Origin of the sequence: Streptomyces longhuiensis (assembly GCF_020616555.1) — a bacterium.
In the GTDB taxonomy this organism is placed as follows: domain Bacteria; phylum Actinomycetota; class Actinomycetes; order Streptomycetales; family Streptomycetaceae; genus Streptomyces; species Streptomyces longhuiensis.
In genome coordinates this window covers 157679-177034 of the sequence record NZ_CP085174.1, presented here as the reverse complement: position 1 = coordinate 177034, position 19356 = coordinate 157679, and the positions used below count along the sequence as shown (strand labels likewise).

The following is a 19356-nucleotide window of genomic DNA, read 5'->3' as shown; positions in this document are numbered from 1 at the left end:
CGCACGGGCCTTCTTAGTCTTCATGCCGTCCGTTCTCAGCGAACCTAGTCGACGGCCCACCGCTGACCTGCACGGCCGCTTCTCGGATAGCCGCGCGCTCCGTGCCGCCCACCTGCTGCGACTGGGTTCGTTGAGACGGATCGGTGCCGGCACGGTTCGTGCAGACAGGACACCCAGCCCTCAACAATGCACCAGAAGACCCGGCATGGCCCGAACCGCAGGGGCCCGAGAAGATGCTCTAGCGGCGCCTGAACAGGAGGGACTTCCCTGGCCTCCTTGCGGCAACTGGTTCAAGGCTGGCCTGTGCGGCGACGCCGAACGCGTCCAAGGCGGCACTGCACTCCTTCTGCTTCGCTTCGAAGACATGGACGTCTCCGTGCTGTGGGACCTCCCAGTTGTCCGCAGCCTTGAGGAACCAGTCTTCGACCATCCGGTCGAATGCTGTGAGGGCCTCATCCAACGCACGGCCTTTCGTCATGACGTCGGACGGTGCTACAACTCGGATTCCCTGGTAACGGGTGCGGAGTTCACCCCATAGTTCAACACCGCGTTCGCGTGTCTGCTGGCAGCGCTCAGGAGACGGGTCCGTTGCCCAGGTCAGTTCCCGGCTGAGCTCCCACCAACAGTTCATGAAGCTTGAAACAGCCGCCAGGTAGGCGACGTAGGCATCATGCTGACGATCGGCCCACTGCCGTGACACCTCTGCTCTCAAGTGCTCCTGAGCTTGCGAGCGCTGCTCTCGTCCCGTTGCCAGGGAGCTCGCCACGACTCCAATGGTTCCAATCCCAGCAACGGCTATAGCGGCGATCGTCGCCGCCGAGTCTCCACTCATGGCCGCTTTCCTATCATCGGAGCGCGCGCCCTCGTAGTCCCGCCGACCGGAACCGCACGGCAGCTGTCCTGTCTCAACGAACCGAGCTGGCACCGATTCGTCTCAACGAATCCAGTCGCATCAGGTGGGCGGCACGGGAGCGCGCGCTACACGAGAAGCGGCCTCGGCTTCGTCGAGACAGACACCACGTTCACGTCGCGATCGCGTTGGATAGGTACCGGAGCCGTGGACTTGTTGTCCGCGGACAACAAGTCCGCCCACAAGCGGGGCAGTGATCAGCCGTGCCGCTCTGTTGTCCGCGGACAACAAGTCGCAAGAACCGGGCGGCACGTCCACAGACTCCGGGGCCGCCCCCGCGGAGAGTCCGACATCCGTGGAGGGTTTGTTGTCCGCGGACAACAAACCCTCCACCCCTCCGACTCCCGCATCCCGAGCGGACGCCGATCGTGCAGTTTCGCCCGGTGAGACAGCCGCCGAGCCGGAATCCGAATCGCGTCGCGAGGGCACCAACGAGTCAGTCCCCGTCCCCCGCAGGCAGCAGCCTGACACTGACGGCTCCCGCGAGCAGGGGGTCACAGGCGTCAAGTTCCCGTACGACAACGCCGCCCGGGCTGCCACCTTCCTCGATGACCGTATGGACGACGCACAGTTCCTGAAGCTGGTGGACATCCTCAACGGCATGGCCGAGCGTCGGCGCAGTGCCGCCTCGGCATCCACCAAGTAGCCCCCGCTGCATTTCCTCAGAACGCAAGAAGGCCCGTGCCCTGCGGTCGGCAGGCACGGGCCTTCTTGGTGCTCGTTGGGAAGGTGCCCGGTTCGCACCAGGGACTTGTTGTCCGCGGACAACAAGCCGCCGAGGAACAACGCGCTAGCCGCGGTGCCATACCCGTTTGTTGTCCGCGGACAACAAACTTCCCTCGATCGGTCCGCCGGAACGGCCTGGCCTCGTGGGCATTAGCCGTCACCGCCGTTCACGCGCTCGTGGATCTCGATCAGCGTGCCGACGATGTCGGGACTCTCCGCCATGCCGACCCAGTGCCCGGAGGAGGTGAAGACGGGCACGGCGTCGGTGTCGGCGTCGAACACCACGACGTAGTCGCCGTACCTGTCGAGGACCATCTCCTGCAGTGCCCGCGCCGGTGCGGTGGCCAGCACCTCCAGGGCGTCGATGGTGAGCCGGGCGGGGTCCGCCGGGTGGTCGGGCTGGGTGAGGAAGCCCGAGACGTGCAGCAGGTCGCCGGGCTGGATCTCGGTGAGCAGCAGGTGCGCGATCCGGGGGTTGCCGGTGGTGCAGGACCAGATCACGTCGTCCACGGCGTCATCGGTGGGCGAGGCGATCCGCTGGAACCGGGCGGTGCCCAGGGCGTCGCCGGGTGCGGGGATGGTGTCGAGGTAGCCGTCGACGGTGAGGGGCTTGGTGTTCATCAGCTTGCCTCCGCCAGGGCGGTGGTGCGGTGGGCGGCGTCGTAGGCGTCCAGGACGGTCTTCGCCGGGGTGCCCCGGTCGGCGACCTGGTGGCCGTGGGCTCGCGCCCAGGTCCGGATCGCGGCCAGTTCGTCCTTGCTGCGCTTGCCGCCCGGGCCCTGGGCAGGGGCCATGGGGGTGGGGGTCTGGTCGGTGGCGGCGCGGCCGCCGGCCTTCACCTTGCGCAGCTGTGCCTGCGCGGCCTCCAGTTCGGACTTGGCGTTGGCGACTCGCTCCTCTGCCTCCCGCTGGGCGGCGTCGGTGGCGCGGCGTTCGGTCAGTTCAGTGAGGTCGCTGCGGATGCGGGCGGCCCGGTTGCGGATGGTGGCGGCGGGGTGGTTCTCCGCCCAGGAGAGCAGGGCCTCGGTCTTGTCGGCGTCCGTCGTGCTGGCGGGTGCCGGGTTGGCCGCCTCGGGGGTGCTGGTGCTGTCCTCGGTGTCCGCTGCGGCGAGGGCGGGCAGTTCGGTGTGGCGCAGGGCTTCGGCGAGTTCGGTCTCCGACAGCCCGAGGGTTTCGCGGACCTGCTCGGGGCTGTCGCCGTTCTTCAGCATGGAGGCGGCGGTGGCGGTGAAGGCGTTGACGGGCATCGGACCTCCGGTCGGAGTGTCTGGGGTGGTGAGGTGCGGGAGCAGGCGTACGAGGTCGTCTTCGTCGCAGGGCAGTCCGAGCGCGCCCAGCAGGTCGGTGAGGTCGTCCTTGTCGCGGGCGTGGTGGGCGACCACCAGGGACGCGGCGGTGCTCTGGCCGCTGCCGAGCGGGGTGAGTTCGAGGGCCTCGGCTTCGAGGGCCTCTTTCATGTCGGTGAACATGACCGGCCTCCTACGCGGCGGTCGTGCGGGGCTTGCGCTGTGCGAGGTCCAGGAGCTCGCAGTTGCGCTTCTTCTGGGCGTCGGTGAGCGGCCGGGCCTTCGCGCCGTGGCGGTGCCAGAGCGGGGACGCGGGCGGCTCGGGATAGGCGAGGGCGTGGTCGACCTCGTGTTGGGTGCTGCTCAAGGGAGCCTCCAGGTGGAGGAATTCAGGCGTGGTCGTCGTCGCGCCGGCGTTTGCGCTGGACGTCGGAGGCGAACCGGCCGAGGCGGGCCTCGGTGGGGTTCGCGGCGATCCAGTCCTCAGCGCACGCCTTGTGCACGGGCTCGCCGTAGTGGGAGCGCATGGGCGTGGGCTTGTCGCACAGCGCGCAGGGGCGGTCCTGCCAGCGGTCGAAGTGCTGGCTGTCGCGCCAGTCGAGAAGGCCGCCGGGAGCCGGGACCAGACCCGGCTCGAACAGCGGCACCTTGCCTCGGGTGCGGGTCACGGCCGGAAGTCGGGCAGTTGCTGAAGCACCTGCGCCACCAGGTCCGGCGCCGGTTTCCAGGCCGCAAGCGCGCCCGAGGCGGTCACGGGCAGAGCGAGCTCCTGGACGTCGGCGAGGACCAGGTGGTGCGCGCTGCGCTGCGCCCAGGGGCTGGTGCACTTCTCGGGCCCCTGGTCGGGGTGGCAGTCGGTGAGGCGGGCGACGCCGATGACCGCGCCCAGGTGCAGTTCGCGGCCGCGGATCGCGGTGGCGACCAGCGGGTCACGCAGGGCGCGGCGCTCCAGCTGCTGCCCGGCGTGGATCAGGACCCAGCCCCGCCGCGGCCAGTGCCGGGGCCTGTTTTCCGGGTTCTTCCCGGCGAGGATGCAGGTGGCATAGGGCTGGCGGATCGTGATGCCGCGGATCCAGTCGCCCTCGGGCAGGGTGGCGATACTCATGCGGCTCGCCCCCAGATCCCGGTTCCGGGGCGGCCGGCGCGGCGCCCGTTGATGGACGGGTGCTTTGCGTGCCGGGCGTCGGCGAGAACTGCGTGGCCGGAGTGCTTGCCGTCGTACAGGGCAGCGTCGGCGGCCTGCTGGAGCAGGGACAGGTCGCGGGTGTTGAGGATGTCGGGCGTCGCTGCGCCGACGGAGGCGGCGACGTCGACGGTCTGCCCGTCGTCCAGGTGCACCGGCGTGTGCAGCATCTTCATGAGCTGTGCGAGGCGGTCCTCGCGGCGGCCGTGGGGCGCCTCCAGGACGATCGCGAACTCATCGCCCCCGAGGCGACCGATGGCGGCGTGCGGGCCCGCCCAGGCGGTGAGCCGGGCTGCGGTCGCCGCCAGGACGGTGTCACCGGCCGCGTGGCCGTAGGTGTCGTTGATGGCCTTGAAGTGGTCCTGGTCGACCAGGACGACGGCTGTGTCGTCGCCGTGGCGGCGTAGGACCTGCCGGGCCTGGGTGGTGTATGCGTCGCGGCGCAGCAGCCCGGTGAGGGGGTCGCGGCGGCTCGCGGCCAGGCGCCGGTGGAGCGTCACGGCGTGGACGGTCCAGCCGGTCAACGGCACGGCGGCGGTGGTCAGTAAGAGCGCGCGCTGTCCGATCCGGCTGTGTGCGCGCAGGACGGAGTCCATACTGGGATCTCCCTCTCTCGTCTCGTACGGGGTGGGTAGGCCCGGGGCGGCCGACTGGTTTTCCGGCCTTTGGCGGCCGTCCCGGGGCGGAGCTACAGCGCGAAGTCGCCGCGGCTGGTGGTCCAGCTGACGGGGTTGATCCAGCGGCCGGCCTTCGCGGCGGGCCACTCCATCTCCCAGCCGGGCCTCAGCCCGCTGGCTCCCCAGTTGTCCGGCTGCTTGCCGGGGCTCTCGATTCCGGCCTTGTGCGCGGCGAGCGCGGCGGCGTACACCTCGTGCGCGCGCCGCAGGGCCGTGGTGGGGGAGTCCGCCTCGCCGGTGAAGACGTGCAGACCCCGCAGGCCCGGGTTGGTGGTGTCGTGTATCGGGACGTCTACCTCGTAGAACTCGTGGTTCGGCATGACGCCCATCTCCTCTCTGTGCCTGGTCGCGGGGTTTCTGGTGCTTGAGGGACCACTGCGACCGCCCCGGCCTTCGTTGTGGGCCGGGGCGGCACGGAGCGTCCGTCAGACGGAGCAGCTACTTCGATGCGGCGATGGCGGCAGCGATCGTCTCCATCGCGTGGTGGAAGGCCTGGTCCAGGGCGTAGTTGCCGCCCAGCGGGCCGCCCAGGTTGTAGAAGTTGCCCTTGCCGGTGGCTTCCGCGACGGCCTTGAGATGGACGCGCCGGTCGGCCCACCAGTGAGTTCCGGCGGACAGGGCGAGCGCGGTCACGACTCGGCTCGGCTTCAGGTGCAGACCCAGCGCGCGGGCGCCGGCGAGCAGGACCACGCCCTGGGTCGCGGTGTACGAGGCGACGTGCGCGGTGCAGGCGATGCGTCCCGCGCGGCTGGACTGTCCCTCGTTCTCGTCGTGCTGACCCTTGGTGACGGCCTGGTGGTCGGACTGGATCCAGTGGTCTCCCAGATCCGCGGCCATGCGCAGCAGTGCGTAGGAGGCGGCGAAGCGAGCGGCTCGGGTGGTCATGGAGAAGCTCCTTAGAAGTGGGGGCGGGCCGGGATGCGCTGCGGGTCGTCATGTCGTCCCGGCCTGCAGGGCGGAGAGGCCGTCAGAACGGAGGCGGCAAGATGCTTGGCCCGGGGGAGCGCTGTAGGTGGCGGGGTCTGCGGGCGTGCCGTCGTGGCACTCCAGGCACATCCCGAGCGTCTTGAGCGGGAGGCAGTGGAAATAGCGCCGCCCGCAGGGGCCGGGGCACGTCTGGCGTGCTGCCATCGCCTTGTCGAGCGCGGCTTCCTTCGCGAGCGTCATCGGGAGCTTCGGCTTCGCCAGGTCGATCCGGTACAGCCATGCGAAGCGCTGGCCGCCGCGGCATTCGATCCGGGCGACGGGCTCCTGGCCGCCGGGGCGTAGGCCCATATCTCGCAGCTGGCGGCGGGTCGCGAGGTTGGTGCGACCGGCCTGCTTCCACCGGAAGATCGGTAAGGGTCCGTCGCCGGGGTCGTGCGGGTCGACGTCGACCAGGTCCTGGTCCTGGTCGTCCATCACCTGTTCCATTGGCCTGGCAGTTGGCGTTGGGTAAGCGGGTAGCGGGGGCCGGGACGCTGTGGGCGGGGCCGGCCGATCCGGCGGCGCGGGCGGGGGACGAGCACGTGCGATCTCCTCCAGTCGTCGGTGGGTAGCGCTGCGCCCCACCGACGTGAGGTCGTCGGTGGGGCGCAGCGGGTGCCGGGTTCAGGTAGGGATGTGAACGGTGCGGGTGGCATGCGGCGTGGTCGGCGCGGGGGTGCTGTGGCCCGGATGCGGTCGGGTCTGCTGATCTGGTGCGCCCTGCAGGTGCGTGGCGATCAGGTAGCCCAGCACGAGTCCGGCGACGGCCAGGACTTTGTGCCGGTTGGCTTTCCACCAGGTCGGCGGCGGCGGTTCTATCAGCACGCCCATGACCTTCGGCTGCTGCGCCAAAACGGAGACTCCCTTGCTCGGGGACAGGGGGTGGTGCGTGAGGCCGGTCGGCCTGTCCGAGCCCTCGCCGCGTGCAGGTAGCGAGGGCCAGGCAGGTGGACCGGAGATCACTTGCCGGTCTGCGTCGTGGTGGTGCGCTGCTGCGGCACGTCGCTCTGGCCGCCGTTCGCTGCGCCTATGAGGAACAGCGCCAGCAGGAGCAGGCCGGCTATCGCGGCCTTGAGCATCAGTGGTAGCCCGCTCGGCTTGGCCGGGGCGGCCTGGGAGGGGATGAAGTGGCCGGGCACGGCGCGGGGGTCGGTCGGCTTGGGCATGGTGTTCTCCTTCGAGATCGGGGAGCGGCCGGTCGGCCTGTCCGGTCCTCGGCTGCGTGGGAGTGCAGTCGAGGACCGGGCGGGTCGGCGGGACGGTCAGCGCTGGAGCGGGTGCACGTTGTCGGTGGGCGCGTCAGCCGGGGCCGGGACGTGGATCTCGGGGCGGATATCGTTGCGGATCTCCGGGCCGGGTGCGTGGACGTAGACGGCGGGGCGCAGCGTCAGGCCGCGCAGGGCGAAGGCGGAGCCGAGCAGCCAGGCCGCGGCGGCAAGGCCGGTAGCCAGGTTGCGGGCGGGCGCGGGGGAAGCCGTCCAGACCATGGCGATGCTGGCGGCGCCCCAGGCGGTCCAGGTGAGGCGGGCGGCGGTGCTGCGCAGGAAGCCGCCGAACAGGCCGAACAGGCCCACGAGTTGCCACAGGGTGTAGAGGGTGGAACCGCTCACGGCGAGGCCGGCGCTGTGCTGGGCGATGTAGGAGCGGATCGGCTGGTCGATCACGGCCCAGATGCCGGTGGAGGTGTCGGTGCCAACCTGTACGCGCGGCGCGGCGGTCAGCAGCTGGTGGACCCAGCCGGTGATGACGCCGAACGCCGCGTCCAGGAACAGTGCCAGGAAGGCGCCGGCGGCGAGGGCGATGGCGACCTTGAGCCAGTGGGCCATGCCGTGCCAGCCGAGCTCGGGGGCCTCGCGTACGTCGTCCCAGCGGCTGTACAGGATGCCGCCGGGCAACCAGGCATCATCCCACCGCTCGTGCAGGGCGGCCGTCGTGCGCCGCGGCCACGCCGGCGTGGTGTTGTCCTTCGGCGGCACGTTCGGCTGCTGGCCGGTGGCGAGCGGGGCGTCGGCTTCGGCGGGGGAGGGCTGGCGGGGGCCAGGGATCTGGGGCAGGTCGTTGTGGTGGTCGGTCATGTCGGCTCCTTCGAGGGCCCGGTGAGATGGCGGGCGAAGTGGGAATGGCTCTGTTGCAGGCGCGTGGCGATGCGCCACGCTGGGGCGGCGCAGGCCGCGCAGGGTGTGTGAAGGGGGTGCGATGTCAGTCGAGTTCGAGTCGGTGATCGCCGACGGGGTGATCTATCCGGCGGTCACGGATGACGACGGTGTGCTGTGGATCGACGACGAAGGGGACTTCGAGGTGGTCGTCGACCACGCGGTCGTCGACGGTGTGATCTACGAGGCGCACGTCGATGAGGACGGCCGTCTGCTGATCTACCTGGACGAGGACTGACCGGACGCCTGGCGGGCGGCCTGCCCCGTGCTCGACTCCCGGCCGCGTGGGCGGGGTTCGAGTACGAAGCAGGGCGCCCGGGGTCAGCGGAAGTCGTTGCGGGTGCGGGCGAACAGGCCGCGCGTGGTGGTGCTGTTGTTGCGGACCTCGGTGTTGTTCACGACCGTGCCCTCGTACACGTTCGTTGTGGTGTGGTCGGCCTCCTTGGCCTTGGAGATGGCCGCGGCGACGGCGGTGACGACCATGGCCACGCCCGCGAACGGCGCGATGACGATGAATGCGAAGCGGGTCAGGCTGGGGACGCTGACCAGGGACAGGCCGTTGAACAGCAGCCAGGCCGCGCAGCCCAGGCCGGTGGATCCGGCGCCGACTCCGATGGAGGCGACCGCGATGCCGGCCGCCCAGGCGGGCACGATCCGCTTGTCGGGCTGTGGGACGGGCGGGGCGGCGCCGATCGCGGGCGGTGTGCTGGGGTCGCGGAACGAGGTCGGGTGGTGGCGTACCGGCTGCGCGGCCCAGGACTCGATCAGGCGGCGGGCTTCGGCCGCGGCCTCGGACTCGGGCATGCCGGGCTGCGTGGGATGGGGGTCCATGGCGGGCTCCGTTCGGTCCAGATGCGGCGGGTTATCCGAGGTTGCTGAGCCAACCGGCGACGTTGCTGATGCCGGTGGTGATGGCCGGGGCGAGGCCGGTGGAGGCGAGGGTGAAGCCGAACAGGGCGGCGGCGAGGGCGGGCCCCAGCCGCAGGTAGCCGGTGCGGAGCAGGACCAGGACGACGATCCCGGCCAGGACAAAGAGGGAGACGGTCAGCGCCACGGCGTGGAACTCCTTCAGGAAGGGCTTCGGCCTGCCGGGCGCGGTGCCCGGCAGGCCGAAGAACAGGGGGAGAGGGATTACTTGTTGATCGCGGTCAGGATGTTGCGGACGCTGCCGAGCTGGACCTGGCGGCCGCCGTCGGCGTTGACCAGCTCCAGGACCTCGCGGGCATCGAGCGGGTCGTCGTGCGCCTCGAGCACGGCCTTGACCCGGTCGCGCAGGGAGCGCTTCGGGGTGGCCTGCGCGGGCACCGCCGGGACGGGGGAGGCGGCGGCCCGGCTCGCGCCGGAGGCCTTCTTCCTGCCACCGCCGTCTTCGCCGTCCTCGTTTTCCTCGGCTTCGGGGAAGACCGCGCGGTAGGCCTCCATGCCGTCCAGGCGCTGGCGGTAGGCGTCACCGAGGAGATCCCAGGCGGCCTCTTCGATCTCCGCCGGGGCGCCGGGCCCGTACAGGTCCATGACCTCCGGGTCCAGGCCCTCGGTGGGAACCGCGGAGCCGATGTTCCAGAACCGCATCTTCGAGCTGGGGTAGCGGCCGTTGACGTTGTACGCGGTGCCCTGGGTGCCGGGCAGGACCTCGTCTTCGAAGTCCTCGTCGAACTGTGAGACGAGGTCGACTTCGCCTGCGTACTTCGGGATCGGGGCGAGGACCTGGCCGGTAGGAAGCAGGCCGTCGGTGACGAGCTGTTTCATCATCGAGCTGGTCCAGCGCAGCAGGACGACCTCGCCCTCCTTGAGCATCGCGCGCAGGGTGTCGGAGCCGCCCATCTCCTCGAGGTGGCCGGCCTGAGCGAACAGACCGATGCCGACCCCGAGGGAGCGGCCGGTGCGTCCGATGTCCTTGATGTAGAAGGTGGCCTCGTCGCGGAACGGGGCGCCCTTCTCCAGGAGGCGGTTGGCTTCGTCGATGATCTGGTAGAGCAGTGGGTCGGGCCGGTCCTTGAGAAACTTGGAGCGGCCCATCGCGGAGTAGCGCTCCTGGCGGTCCATCATGGTCAGCCAGGTGGAGCGCAGCTGTGCCATGGCGCCTTCTTGCGTGGTCACCCGCCAGGCGACGTTGCCCTCGCTGCCGGGGCCGCGCTGTCCGACCGCTTCGGGTGCGGACTGGCCGCCTTTGAGGTCGGCGTAGTTGACGGCGATGCCGGAGCGCTTCATCGCGGCGAGGATGATCTGCCCGGCCGTCGACTTGCCTGCGCCGGTCGTGCCGAACAGCAGCAGGCGTTGCGCGGAGCCGGACTTGGGGTCGTACAGGCGCAGAAGGGAGTGCCGGCCGTTGTGGTAGCGGCCGATCCAGATGCGGCCGCGGTCGTCCATGACCAGCATCTGCGGGTCGGCGAGGATGACCCGGGCGAGCGGGTCATCCGGGTAGATCGTGACGAGCGCCTTGTCGCCCATCATGCTGGTCTCCACCGCGAGCCGGTTGACGTCTTTGATCTTCAGGGCGGCCGCGAGGCGCATCGGGTGGTAGGTGATGATGTCGCCGTCTTCGGCGGCCTGCACGGTCAGTTCGTAGATGCGGCTCATGCGGGATGTGCCTTGCCCTCCGTGTCGTCGGCGATGTCGACGGTGCGGATCTGGGTGATGACCGTGCCGGGCATGCCCTTGGGGGCGATGTTCTTCTCCCAGGCGGTGTAGATGTCCATCTGGTCCTCGGGGGCATCGCCGACGGTGAGCCGTCGGACGCCGGCGCCCTGGCGGGGCACCGGGTCGATGTGGATGTCGTCCTCGGGCCAGTTGATGGCGGCGGACAGCTCCAGCAGGTCGATCTTCGGGACCGGCTTGCCGGGCAGGGTGGAGCGGATGACGGCGGTCATCGACTCGGGGCCGGTGCGTTCGATCTGCTCCAGCACGGTGTTGGGGGCGGCGCCGTCCTCGATGGCGACGTGCTGCGCCCAGTAGGCGGCCATCGGGTGCTGCGGGCCCTGGACGGGGTCGGTGGCGAGGAGCTCCTGGGTCTGCTCGATGGCCTCCGGGGTCAGTGAGCGTTCGCGGCCGACCAGGATGCGGGCCATGCGGGCCGGGCGTACGAGCAGCACTGCGGCGGTCCAGCCGGCGTCGGCGAGCAGTTGCCAGTACCAGTCGATGCCGGGCACGATCCGCTGCGCGGTGAGCAGCGCGGCCATCGACAGTGACGGCGACAGGTACAGGGCCATCGCGGTGTTGCCGACCGTGTCGCGCGGCAGGGTCACCGACCACAGGGTGGCCCACGCGGAGCAGCCGAGCGCGGCCAGCACGGAGGGGCCGTAGAGGTCGTGGGTGAAGGTGCCGGTGGCGAGCGCACCGGTGCCGGCCACGGTGGCGACGCGGCCGACGGTATTGCGGACCAGGGCGACACGGCCGCGCAGGGGTCCGAGGCGGATCAGTCCGAGGCGGATCATCGGCGAGCTCTCCTTCGAAGGGCATAGGGAAGGGCGGCGAACCGGTGGGGTTCGCCGCCCTTCGTGCGGTGCGGGGGAGTGGGGTGAGGTGGGGTTAGCGGTTGCTGTAGAACTGCCGGTCGGCCATCTCGATGCCGTCGGGCATGTTCTGTGCGGCTTCCGCGACCGAGCCGTAGTCGCCGATGTGCTCATCGGCTGTGGTGTGGAAGAGCGTGGACATCTCCTCGCACTCCACGGCCATGGCCTCGGCTTCGTCGCGGCACGAGCGCATCACGGTGGCCGCGTCGCGGTGCTCGCCGGTCGTGAGGTCGTCCACGTTGAGGGCGGCGGCCCGGTCGGAGAGCTGGTCGACCGTGTTCGCGCAGTCCTCCACGTAACGGAAGGTGGAACGGACCGAGTTGGACAGGCCTGCCATGGTCACGCTCGCGGCGGACAGCTGCGCGACGACGATGCCGAACCGCACCGCCCCCATGATCACGGAGCCGGTTTTCTGGAGTGCCCCGCCGACGACGGGAACGAGATCGGACACGAGTCCTCCTATTCGACGTGGTAGTCGCGCTCGGCAGGGGCGGTGTGCCCGGCGTCCTTGACGGCGTCGGCGAGCGGCTTGTGGCGGGCCGCGGCGTTCTCGCCGGCGGTACGGATGGCCTCGGAGGCGGCGGGCAGTTTCTCCGCCAGGGCCTCCGCCTTCGCTTTCACGCTGATGGCCTTCTCCCCCAGGAGAAGGACCCAGCCCTCCAGGACGCCGGGAACCTTGAGTCCGACGATCTTCGCGTGGAGGGCCTCCAGCCGCGTCATCATCTTTTCGCAGCCGTCGGCGGCGGCCCTCGCCTCGTCGACGCCCTCCAGGATCTCCTCCGCCATGTCGGCGTCGGACTCGATGACGTCGTAGATCGTCAGGTCGCTGTCGGCGTACTGAGTGTCGGGCGACCTGCTCGGGACAGGCACGGTCACAGCGCTTCCTCCTCTGGTTGCTCCTGCGGGAAGTTGGGGGCGGCCGCGCGGGGTGGACCTGGCCGGTCGGCGGCCCTGTGCTCGGGGGCCGCCGTCGGCCCGTTCGACCGTGATCGTGACTCCCTCGGTGTGGCCCCATCCGGGCGGCGGGCCGAACCCGCCGCCCCCGGGGGCGGCGCCGGGGCCGGGCTTGGTGGATTCGCCCGGGCCGCTGGAGGCGCGCTCCGAGCGGCGGGTGCCGGCCCGCTCCCATTTGTCACGGCGGGAGCCGCCAGGAGCGGGACCCGAACTGGTGGGCCCACCGGCCTTCGGACCCGTACCGCTCGCCTTCGGACCCGTACCGGCCGGCTTCGGACCCGTACCGGCCGGCTTCGGACCCGTACCGGCCGGGTTCGGACCCGTACCGCCGAAGCAGCCTCCGACGGTGCCGGGCCTGCCGTAGCGGCGGGTCTTCTTGCGGAGGTTGACCTTCTTTCGCAGGTTGACCTTGGGCCGGGTGCCGCCGCCGGTGGCAGCCGCGCCCGCGCCGGTGGTCGGCTGGGGCTTCTTGGTCAAGTTGACCTTCGAAGCCGTACCGCCCGTACCGCCCGCGCTGGTGGTCGGCTTGGGCTTCTTGGTCAGGTTGACCTTCGGAGCCGTCCCGCCCGTACCGCCGTTGTTCTTCTTGCCGTTGAGGATCCGGCCGACGGCCCGGCTGCGCAGTGCGCCGCGGATCGTCGTCGGCGTCGCCGATGTTCCGGATCCCTTGGCCGTGGTGAGGCTGGCCGTCTTGCGGCCGGTCGGCGTCCAGGAGCCGGTGGTGATGCGGTCGGCGACGCGGGCCCGGGCGGCGTCCCGGATGCGGGGGCTGCGGTGGGGCTTGACGGTCGGACCGGTCGCCGGTGTCGGGGTCTTCGGCTTGGGGCCGTTGCGGATCCGGTCGGCGATCCGGTTGCGCGCCGCGTCCCGGATCACCGGGTTGCGGTTCGTGGTCGACGTCGGGGTCAGCGGCTTGGGCTTGGGGCCGTTGCGGATGCGGTCCGCCGCACGGTCGCGTGCAGCTGCACGCAGTGCGCGCGAGCCGTTGTTCCGGCCCAGCGACGGGGATTTCCCACCGCCCGAACCGCCCTTTCCGCCGCCCCGATTTCCGGGCGACTCCAGGCCGCTCCTGCGGCCTCCACCGCCGCCTGTACGGCCGCCAGTGCCTAGCGTGCCTGTGCGGCCGCCAGAGGCGCCACCAGCGCCCTTGCCGGGCGACTTGCCGCCGGAGCCGGGCGTCGGCTTCGGCCCGCCGCCGGATCGGAAAGCCGCCGGAGTGTTATTCCGTCCGGCATTTCCACGGCCGCCTCCCAAACCTGTTGCGCGGCCGCCACCAAGGCCATTCGTGCGGCTACTGCGGCCGAATTCCGGACCGGACTGAACCCGACCCTTATTCCGGACCATCTCCAAGCCGAGAGCGGCTTTATCGGCCGCCGCACGCTGCTGATCAGCAATAGCCCGATGGTGTTCGTGGCGCGCTTTCAGATAGGTGGATGCATTCCATGCACCGCGCATCGCGGCGACGGTAATACCGGCCATCATCACCACACCCATGGCAGCGATTTGAGAGCCGCCGGTGCTGGTGTCCGCAATCCCGGGGTCGCGGTGTGCGGTCACGGTGCCGGAGCCGCCCAGGCCGGGATCGCCCGCCGCCAGCAGAGACGGCGGGGGCGCCAGCGTGGGCAGCGGTGTGAGGGACGGGGCGGCAGCCCCGGGCGGCGGGCTGCCGCCCACCGGTCCCGGGATTGTCAGCCCGGGGAAGCCGAGGACCATCCCCCCGGCGTCGTCGTCGGCCATCGGCCGTCTCCTTCGGTCAGTCACTTACCGTCACGAATCCGGGGCCCTCACGCGCGCGTATAGGCGCGCATGTGGAGGCCCCGGATTCACGGGGTGAGCCAGTGATGATGAGCGCGGAGTGTCACGGCTAGTTCCTCCGGCCCTGCTGCTCCGCGGTCCATCGCTGGAGCAGCAGGACCAGGTCGGCCCATGCCCTGTCGTCGGTGCCGGCCAAGAGGCGAGCCAGGTCCCACAGCGCGGTGGCTCGCTCCTTGTTCGTTCCGGTGCCGGCCAGCCGGGAGCGCCATCGCTCCAGCTGGCCCTTGGAGAGCTGCACCGCCATCGGTCAGGCCCTCTTCTCCAGGAAGTCGAGGAAGGTCGATCCCTCGCTTCCCGTGTCGTTCTTCTTGGCGACGGACTTCTCATCGCTTCCGGGGCCGGTGAGGGTGTGCGCAATACCGTTGAGCTGCCCGGCCGTGTTCACCGTCCGGGCGGCTTCCAGGCCCTGCTTGCGCGCTTTTTCCTCCTCTCGCTTGAGCGCCTTTTCCTTTCGCTTTTCCGGCAGCTTCACGAAGCGGCGCTGGAATTCGGCGTCCAGCTTTCCGGCGTGATTGACGGCGTCGCGCAGGTCGCTTTCGAGCTGTGCCAGCGGACGCGACGCGAGAAATGCGCGGATACGGGCCTCGAAAGGCTTGTCACCCTCGAACTTGATGTTCTCCAGGTCGGCCCGGTACTCGCGCAGCAGCGCCCTGACCTCGTCGGCCATCTGCCGCAGCCGCTCGCGCTGCTGGGCGCCGTACACGGCGGTGCCGCCCGGCTTCATCAGGTGGTCCGAAGTCCACCGGGCTGCGCTGTTGATCTCAGTCATACGGAAAGACCTCCAGGTCTCGGGGTCGGGAGGGGGTGTGCGGGGAACAGCCAGGTGGAAGGCTGTGCGTGGCGTTTCGGCGCCTTCACCGCGCTCCCGAGGCGCTTGCTTCGTCTCGGGGGCCGGTGGAACCGTCGAAACCGGTTCATGCAGGTCACCGCTCCGGGCTGTAGCCCTGGGCGATCAGGTCGGCCGCCTCCTGGCGGTACTTCGACGCAGTGTCCGTGGAGGACACCGCCAGCTCGCGCTGGATGTCGGCGAGCAACAGCTGGTCGGCGTCGCCGCCGGCCGCGAGAATCATCCGGGCGACCTTGCGGACCGCGCGCTCGCGCGGGCTGAGTTTCGCGGCGTCCTCGACTTCGACCGCACGCCGCTCGATTTCGGCGGCGGCGAGCCGAGCTTCGGCAGCAGCGAACTCGGTTTCGGCCTCACGCTTCCGGGCCGCCTGAACGTTGGCCTCGGCGGCCGCCTGGCGCTCGGCTTCCTCCGCGGCGAGCCGGTCAACTTCGGCAGCGCGGCGGCGCGTTTCGGCAGCAGCCCGCTCCGTTTCGGCAGCACGCCGGTCAGCTTCGGCAGCACGCTGCCGGGCTTCCGCGATCTCCGCCGTCTCGATCGCCTGCGCCTCCGCCGCGGCGACCCGGTCGGCCTCCGCCGCGTCCTTCCGCTTCTCTGCCGCCTGGCGCTCCAGCTCGGCTGCGCGGACGTCTGCGGCGGCCTTCGCCTCGTGCTCCTGGGCTTCTTTGCGCTCCGCCTCAGCCTCGCGGGCGCGGGCTTCGGCGATGACCGCCGTCTCCAGCGCTTTCTCCTCCAGTGCTGCGGCCCTCTCAGCGGCGCTGACCTGGGCTCGGGCGTGGGCGAGGGCCTGGCCGGTCTCACCTTCCACACGGGCGCGGACGGCTTCGAGCTGGCCCTCTGCCTCCAGCCGGTCGGCCTCGGCCTTCTTCTGCGCGAGCTCCCGGCGCGTGTCCGCGTCCAGGCGGCGGCGCTCGGCTTCCTCCGCCCGCTGCTCCGCCTCGCGTTCCTGCTGCTCAGGCATCGCGAGCGCTTCGGAGACGGTGTAGCCGTAGGCGGCCATCTTCATCGGCAGCCGCTCATCCTCACTCGCCTTGCTCAAGTCGCCCTGATGCTTGCGCTTGAGCCACTGTTCGTAGGCGATGAGTTCCTGCTGACGCCGGATCATCTCCGGGTAGCTGGTGATGCCGTGCAGTCGCATCCGGCGGTAGAAGCGCGGTGTGGCGACGGGGGAGAGGATCCAGCGGTGCAGTGGGATCCGGTCGGCCGCCGTTCCTGCCTCCAGCCGGGCCTTTTGGATGATCAGGCGGCGGGCGGCCTCCACACCGATCACGAACAGGACCGGCATGACGCCGTGGCTGGCAGCCTGGACCGGGTCGGCGGCGATGTGGCCCTGTGAGCTGGCGTTGAACCAGATCGTCGCGCCGGTCATGGCGTGCGCGGCCATCCGCAGCAGCGGCCACGGAGTGCGTTTGCGGATCAGGTACAGGTCCAGCGCGAGGAACGCGATGATGCTCGCGTCCACGCCGACCGGGAACCAGGGCGCCAGTTCCTCGCTGAATCCCCAGCTCAGGGCCACCTTGGCCAGGGTGCTGTAGGACATTGCGAAGCCGATGATGCCGACCAGCGTTCCGCCGACGGCGGCGACGAGCGACAGTGCGGTCATCAGGCGGTCGCGGGTGGGCTTGATCGGGTTCCGCTTCTGCGTCCGCGAAACGACTCGGGTCGTTCCCGAAGCGTTCTCGGGCGCGCTCGAAACGGCGGTCGGCGGGCGCGAAACGGGGGTGTCGGGTGTCGCGCTCTGAGGCACTTCGGTGATCGTCATGTTGGCCTCCGGAGGGGTCGTTCAGGTCGGGGTCGAAACGGTGGCCGTTGCTCTCGAAACGCGATCTCGCGTTCCCGAAGAGGTGGCCGGTGAGTCCGAAGGACTGCGGTTGCTGCCCTCGGTGCGGCTCGTTGTTTGCGAAGCGGACACCGGCTCTACCCGCTCGGGGCGTACGAAAAGGCCGGCGGCCCGGGTGGCGGGCGGCCGGTCTGGGGGAGTGCTGCGGGTCGGGCTCGAAACTGCCTTCGCCTCCCGCGTGGTGGGAGCGAAACTCAGCTCGCTTCGAGTCGTGCGCCGTGCCGACGGAGGTCGTCGGACGTGATGCCGAAGATCCGGCACTTGTCGACCAGCGGCTTCAACTCGGTCCCCGCGGCTAGCGCCTGACGGGAGCCGACGCCGAACTGCTCCTGGACGGCGAGCAGCTCGTTGATGGCGGTCGCGGTGCGGGCTGCGTGCCGCTCGACACGGCCTTCGCTCATCCACTCCTCCGCGATCTCGTGGAGGGTGGTGCGCCAGCTGCCGTCGCAGTCCTCGGGGTCGATCGGCGGGATGTCGCTGCCGAAGATCGCGAACGCGCACTCGGTTGCGGCGGCTTCCGTGTCGACCTGAAGCGGAGTCATGGTCGTGGCCATCGGGGCCTCCCTCGAATCACTTCGGTCCGGGCTGTCCGGCTCCCCGTCACCGCCCGTCCCGGCCGGGGCTGGGCGAGCGGATCAGGCAACCGTCAGAGCGGATCAAGAAGCGTTGCGGCGGGCCTGAGCGCGAGCGGCGCGGCGCTTCAGCCGGCGCCGGTCGTTCTCGTCCGTGCCGCCCCACACTCCGGCGGCCTCGTTCCGCTCCATCGCGCCCTGAAGGCAGCTCTCCATCAGCGGGCATCGACGGCAGATGGCCTTGGCCTCCTCCTTCTGGAGCAGGTCGGCGGCCGACTTCTCGCCGGGGAAGAACAGTTCGGGATCTTCGTCGGCACAGGCCGGCCGAAGCCGAACAGGAACGGTGGTGGCGACGGGGGCGTAGGAGGAGGTACGTACGATGGTCTGCATGAGGGCCTCCCAGAAGGTCCGTAGTACGAAGCGGCCCCGGGGATGCGAGCCCCGGGGCTGTTTGCGTGTCGGCGGCCGGACGGCCGGAGCGGGGGAGCTCCCAGCGCTCTCCGTCGTCCCCGCCCCGGAAAGGCGCGGGGACGACGGGCAATGCCGTGGATCAGCGCTGCTGCTGGGTCTGGCGGGCGCGGTAGGCGTCCTGGAGGCGGGCGAACCGCTCGTGGATCGGTGCTCCGTTCACGCACGGCGTCTCGCCCTGGCAGGCAGGGCAGTTGGCGGTGTGCGCGGTGGAGTCGCTGAACGCCTTCATGTAGCGGACGTACAGGTCATTTGCCGGACGGGCACTCATCGGCGGTTGGCCTCCGACCGCTTGTTCTGCTCCCGGTTCTTCTGCGAGAGCGCCTCGCGCTCCGCGTCGGTCAGGCTGGTGATCACGCCGCCACCTCCCAACCGGCCAGCGCCGGAGTGAGGTTGGACAGGAGCACCAGGGCGACGTCGATGCGGGCGGCGTCCTCGGGCTCGTAGCCCTTGGCGTCGTCCTCGCGCTCGATGTCGTCGACGATCCCGGCGGTCGGCCGCGCCGTGGTGCGTGTCATGCTGTTCTGCACAGGTCCTCCAGTCAGGTCCTGGACAGCCCCGGGGGTCTCTAGTCGCCGGGGCTGTCGTCGTTCTGGCTGCCGTACGAGCAGCCACGGCCCCGGCCGCCCCGATCGCTCGGGGTGGCCGGGGCCGTGGTTGTTCGTGCGGGTTCAGCGCGCGGGGCACTGGGGGTGGAGCGTCTCAAGCGGGACCGCCGGGCCCTCCGTAGGGGCGTCGCCGGCGGGCACCGCCCGGCGGTTCTTGTCAGCGGCCGCCACGCGGGGCAGCACCGCGTCCCAGTCGTCCGCGCGTCCCGCCGGCCTGCGCTCCGCACGAGCCCGCAGGGTCCGGTCGGTCTGCGGACTGAACGCCTTGGGTAGCACTGCGGTGGCCTGGCGGCTGGAGGCTTCCGTGATGGCGTCGGCCAGGGCCTGGCGCCATTCAGGGATCGTCATGTCGAACTCGATGCGGCGGTTGCTGCCCCGGCAGTGGATCGCGGCGTCGACGTCGGCCTTGCCGGTGTGGTGCGGGACCAGCTTCTGAACCTTGCTCTGCATGCCGGTGATGGGCACCCAGGTCTTGCAGTCCTCGCAGACCAGGACGGCCTTGAGCGGGTTGCGGAGGTCGATGTGCGAGGGCAGGAGCTGGGAGAGCTTGAGGGCAGGGAGGGCGCTGACCCGCTTCCGGCGGGTCCGGCGGGGACGTTCCTTGGCAGTGGGCATCGCGGCGGTGATGGCCATGGTGGATCTCCTCATGTGCGAAGGGGAGGGGATGCATCGCGGTGCTCTCTCCGCCCGCCAGGCCGCGCGGGAGGTCCCGGCGTCCTGACGGACGGACAGCGCATAGCGCTGCGACGTGCAGTAGAGAGTCGAGACCCCGGGGATTTGGTGTTGCCATCAACCCGGCCCCCTCTTGCGAGGTGGACGACTTCCTACGGTCTTGCGGTGTTTCG

The 19356-nt window shown here is 70.4% G+C and carries 28 protein-coding genes; 1 reads left to right on the top strand and 27 read right to left on the bottom strand.

From position 1 onward, the window contains the following. Positions 1-238: 238 nt before the first annotated feature. The 13 genes from LGI35_RS45895 to LGI35_RS45835 all read right to left on the bottom strand — a co-directional run bounded on the left by LGI35_RS45895 (position 239) and on the right by LGI35_RS45835 (position 7823). Positions 239-832 carry a hypothetical protein gene (locus LGI35_RS45895; RefSeq protein ID WP_227300967.1) on the bottom strand — a complete coding sequence of 198 codons (594 nt, stop codon included), beginning with the start codon at positions 830-832 and terminating at the stop codon, positions 239-241. Between the two features lie 954 nt (positions 833-1786). Further along, positions 1787-2257, bottom strand: coding sequence for a hypothetical protein (locus LGI35_RS45890; RefSeq protein ID WP_227300966.1), 471 nt, complete (start codon positions 2255-2257; stop codon positions 1787-1789). Then, positions 2257-3105 carry an Lsr2 family DNA-binding protein gene (locus tag LGI35_RS45885; RefSeq protein ID WP_227300965.1) on the bottom strand — a complete coding sequence of 283 codons (849 nt, stop codon included), beginning with the start codon at positions 3103-3105 and terminating at the stop codon, positions 2257-2259. Before LGI35_RS45885 ends, LGI35_RS45890 begins: the two co-directional genes overlap by 1 nt. A 10-nt stretch (positions 3106-3115) precedes the next feature. Beyond that, on the bottom strand, positions 3116-3289 hold the full coding sequence (locus LGI35_RS45880; RefSeq protein WP_227300964.1) for a hypothetical protein: 174 nt from the start codon (positions 3287-3289) through the stop codon (positions 3116-3118). Positions 3290-3311: 22 nt separating this feature from the next. Then, on the bottom strand, positions 3312-3590 hold the full coding sequence (locus tag LGI35_RS45875) for a hypothetical protein (RefSeq protein ID WP_227300963.1): 279 nt from the start codon (positions 3588-3590) through the stop codon (positions 3312-3314). Next, the gene (locus LGI35_RS45870; protein ID WP_227300962.1) at positions 3587-4027 is read right to left on the bottom strand and encodes an ASCH domain-containing protein; all 441 of its coding nucleotides are present in this window, start codon (positions 4025-4027) and stop codon (positions 3587-3589) included. Before LGI35_RS45870 ends, LGI35_RS45875 begins: the two co-directional genes overlap by 4 nt. Further along, the gene (locus LGI35_RS45865) at positions 4024-4701 is read right to left on the bottom strand and encodes a GGDEF domain-containing protein (RefSeq protein ID WP_227300961.1); all 678 of its coding nucleotides are present in this window, start codon (positions 4699-4701) and stop codon (positions 4024-4026) included. The genes LGI35_RS45870 and LGI35_RS45865 overlap by 4 nt, the downstream gene beginning before the upstream one ends. Before the next feature lie 92 nt (positions 4702-4793). Next, positions 4794-5102 (bottom strand): hypothetical protein, encoded by a 309-nt coding sequence (locus LGI35_RS45860; protein WP_227300960.1) that lies wholly within the window; start codon positions 5100-5102, stop codon positions 4794-4796. Between the two features lie 118 nt (positions 5103-5220). Continuing rightward, positions 5221-5667, bottom strand: coding sequence for a transcriptional regulator (locus tag LGI35_RS45855; RefSeq protein ID WP_227300959.1), 447 nt, complete (start codon positions 5665-5667; stop codon positions 5221-5223). Between the two features lie 48 nt (positions 5668-5715). Continuing rightward, a complete protein-coding gene (locus tag LGI35_RS45850) occupies positions 5716-6183 on the bottom strand; it encodes an RRQRL motif-containing zinc-binding protein (protein WP_227300958.1) in 468 nt (155 codons plus the stop codon). 189 nt (positions 6184-6372) lie between these two features. After that, complete coding sequence (locus LGI35_RS45845; protein ID WP_227300957.1) at positions 6373-6600, bottom strand: hypothetical protein; 228 nt, start codon at positions 6598-6600, stop codon at positions 6373-6375. Positions 6601-6707: 107 nt separating this feature from the next. Continuing rightward, positions 6708-6914, bottom strand: coding sequence for a hypothetical protein (locus tag LGI35_RS45840; protein WP_227300956.1), 207 nt, complete (start codon positions 6912-6914; stop codon positions 6708-6710). A gap of 96 nt (positions 6915-7010) precedes the next feature. Continuing rightward, on the bottom strand, positions 7011-7823 hold the full coding sequence (locus LGI35_RS45835) for a hypothetical protein (protein ID WP_227300955.1): 813 nt from the start codon (positions 7821-7823) through the stop codon (positions 7011-7013). Positions 7824-7944: 121 nt separating this feature from the next. Here LGI35_RS45835 and LGI35_RS45830 point away from each other — a divergent pair, with 121 nt between their 5' ends. Beyond that, positions 7945-8139, top strand: a complete 195-nt coding sequence (locus LGI35_RS45830; RefSeq protein WP_227300954.1) for a hypothetical protein — start codon at positions 7945-7947, stop codon at positions 8137-8139. A gap of 83 nt (positions 8140-8222) precedes the next feature. Here LGI35_RS45830 and LGI35_RS45825 read toward each other — a convergent pair whose 3' ends face one another. The 14 genes from LGI35_RS45825 to LGI35_RS45760 all read right to left on the bottom strand — a co-directional run bounded on the left by LGI35_RS45825 (position 8223) and on the right by LGI35_RS45760 (position 19144). Continuing rightward, the gene (locus LGI35_RS45825; RefSeq protein WP_227300953.1) at positions 8223-8732 is read right to left on the bottom strand and encodes a hypothetical protein; all 510 of its coding nucleotides are present in this window, start codon (positions 8730-8732) and stop codon (positions 8223-8225) included. Between the two features lie 31 nt (positions 8733-8763). Then, complete coding sequence (locus LGI35_RS45820) at positions 8764-8955, bottom strand: hypothetical protein (protein WP_227300952.1); 192 nt, start codon at positions 8953-8955, stop codon at positions 8764-8766. Between the two features lie 77 nt (positions 8956-9032). Beyond that, on the bottom strand, positions 9033-10478 hold the full coding sequence (locus tag LGI35_RS45815) for an ATP-binding protein (RefSeq protein WP_227300951.1): 1446 nt from the start codon (positions 10476-10478) through the stop codon (positions 9033-9035). Then, positions 10475-11332, bottom strand: a complete 858-nt coding sequence (locus LGI35_RS45810) for a hypothetical protein (RefSeq protein WP_227300950.1) — start codon at positions 11330-11332, stop codon at positions 10475-10477. Before LGI35_RS45810 ends, LGI35_RS45815 begins: the two co-directional genes overlap by 4 nt. A gap of 94 nt (positions 11333-11426) precedes the next feature. After that, positions 11427-11861, bottom strand: a complete 435-nt coding sequence (locus LGI35_RS45805; RefSeq protein ID WP_227300949.1) for a hypothetical protein — start codon at positions 11859-11861, stop codon at positions 11427-11429. 8 nt (positions 11862-11869) lie between these two features. After that, the gene (locus LGI35_RS45800) at positions 11870-13240 is read right to left on the bottom strand and encodes a hypothetical protein (protein ID WP_227300948.1); all 1371 of its coding nucleotides are present in this window, start codon (positions 13238-13240) and stop codon (positions 11870-11872) included. A gap of 988 nt (positions 13241-14228) precedes the next feature. After that, positions 14229-14423, bottom strand: coding sequence for a hypothetical protein (locus tag LGI35_RS45795; RefSeq protein ID WP_227300947.1), 195 nt, complete (start codon positions 14421-14423; stop codon positions 14229-14231). 3 nt (positions 14424-14426) lie between these two features. Beyond that, positions 14427-14948 carry a hypothetical protein gene (locus tag LGI35_RS45790; RefSeq protein ID WP_227300946.1) on the bottom strand — a complete coding sequence of 174 codons (522 nt, stop codon included), beginning with the start codon at positions 14946-14948 and terminating at the stop codon, positions 14427-14429. A 154-nt stretch (positions 14949-15102) separates the two neighbouring features. Then, the gene (locus tag LGI35_RS45785; protein WP_227300945.1) at positions 15103-16785 is read right to left on the bottom strand and encodes a DUF2637 domain-containing protein; all 1683 of its coding nucleotides are present in this window, start codon (positions 16783-16785) and stop codon (positions 15103-15105) included. Positions 16786-17057: 272 nt separating this feature from the next. After that, entirely contained in the window at positions 17058-17417 is a 360-nt protein-coding gene (locus tag LGI35_RS45780) for a hypothetical protein (protein ID WP_227300944.1), read from the bottom strand. A gap of 102 nt (positions 17418-17519) precedes the next feature. Further along, on the bottom strand, positions 17520-17825 hold the full coding sequence (locus LGI35_RS45775; RefSeq protein ID WP_227300943.1) for a WhiB family transcriptional regulator: 306 nt from the start codon (positions 17823-17825) through the stop codon (positions 17520-17522). A gap of 160 nt (positions 17826-17985) precedes the next feature. Further along, complete coding sequence (locus LGI35_RS45770; protein ID WP_227300942.1) at positions 17986-18174, bottom strand: hypothetical protein; 189 nt, start codon at positions 18172-18174, stop codon at positions 17986-17988. Between the two features lie 82 nt (positions 18175-18256). Then, the gene (locus LGI35_RS45765; RefSeq protein ID WP_227300941.1) at positions 18257-18421 is read right to left on the bottom strand and encodes a hypothetical protein; all 165 of its coding nucleotides are present in this window, start codon (positions 18419-18421) and stop codon (positions 18257-18259) included. Positions 18422-18574: 153 nt separating this feature from the next. Beyond that, positions 18575-19144 carry a hypothetical protein gene (locus LGI35_RS45760; protein ID WP_227300940.1) on the bottom strand — a complete coding sequence of 190 codons (570 nt, stop codon included), beginning with the start codon at positions 19142-19144 and terminating at the stop codon, positions 18575-18577. Between the last annotated feature and the right edge of the window lie 212 nt (positions 19145-19356).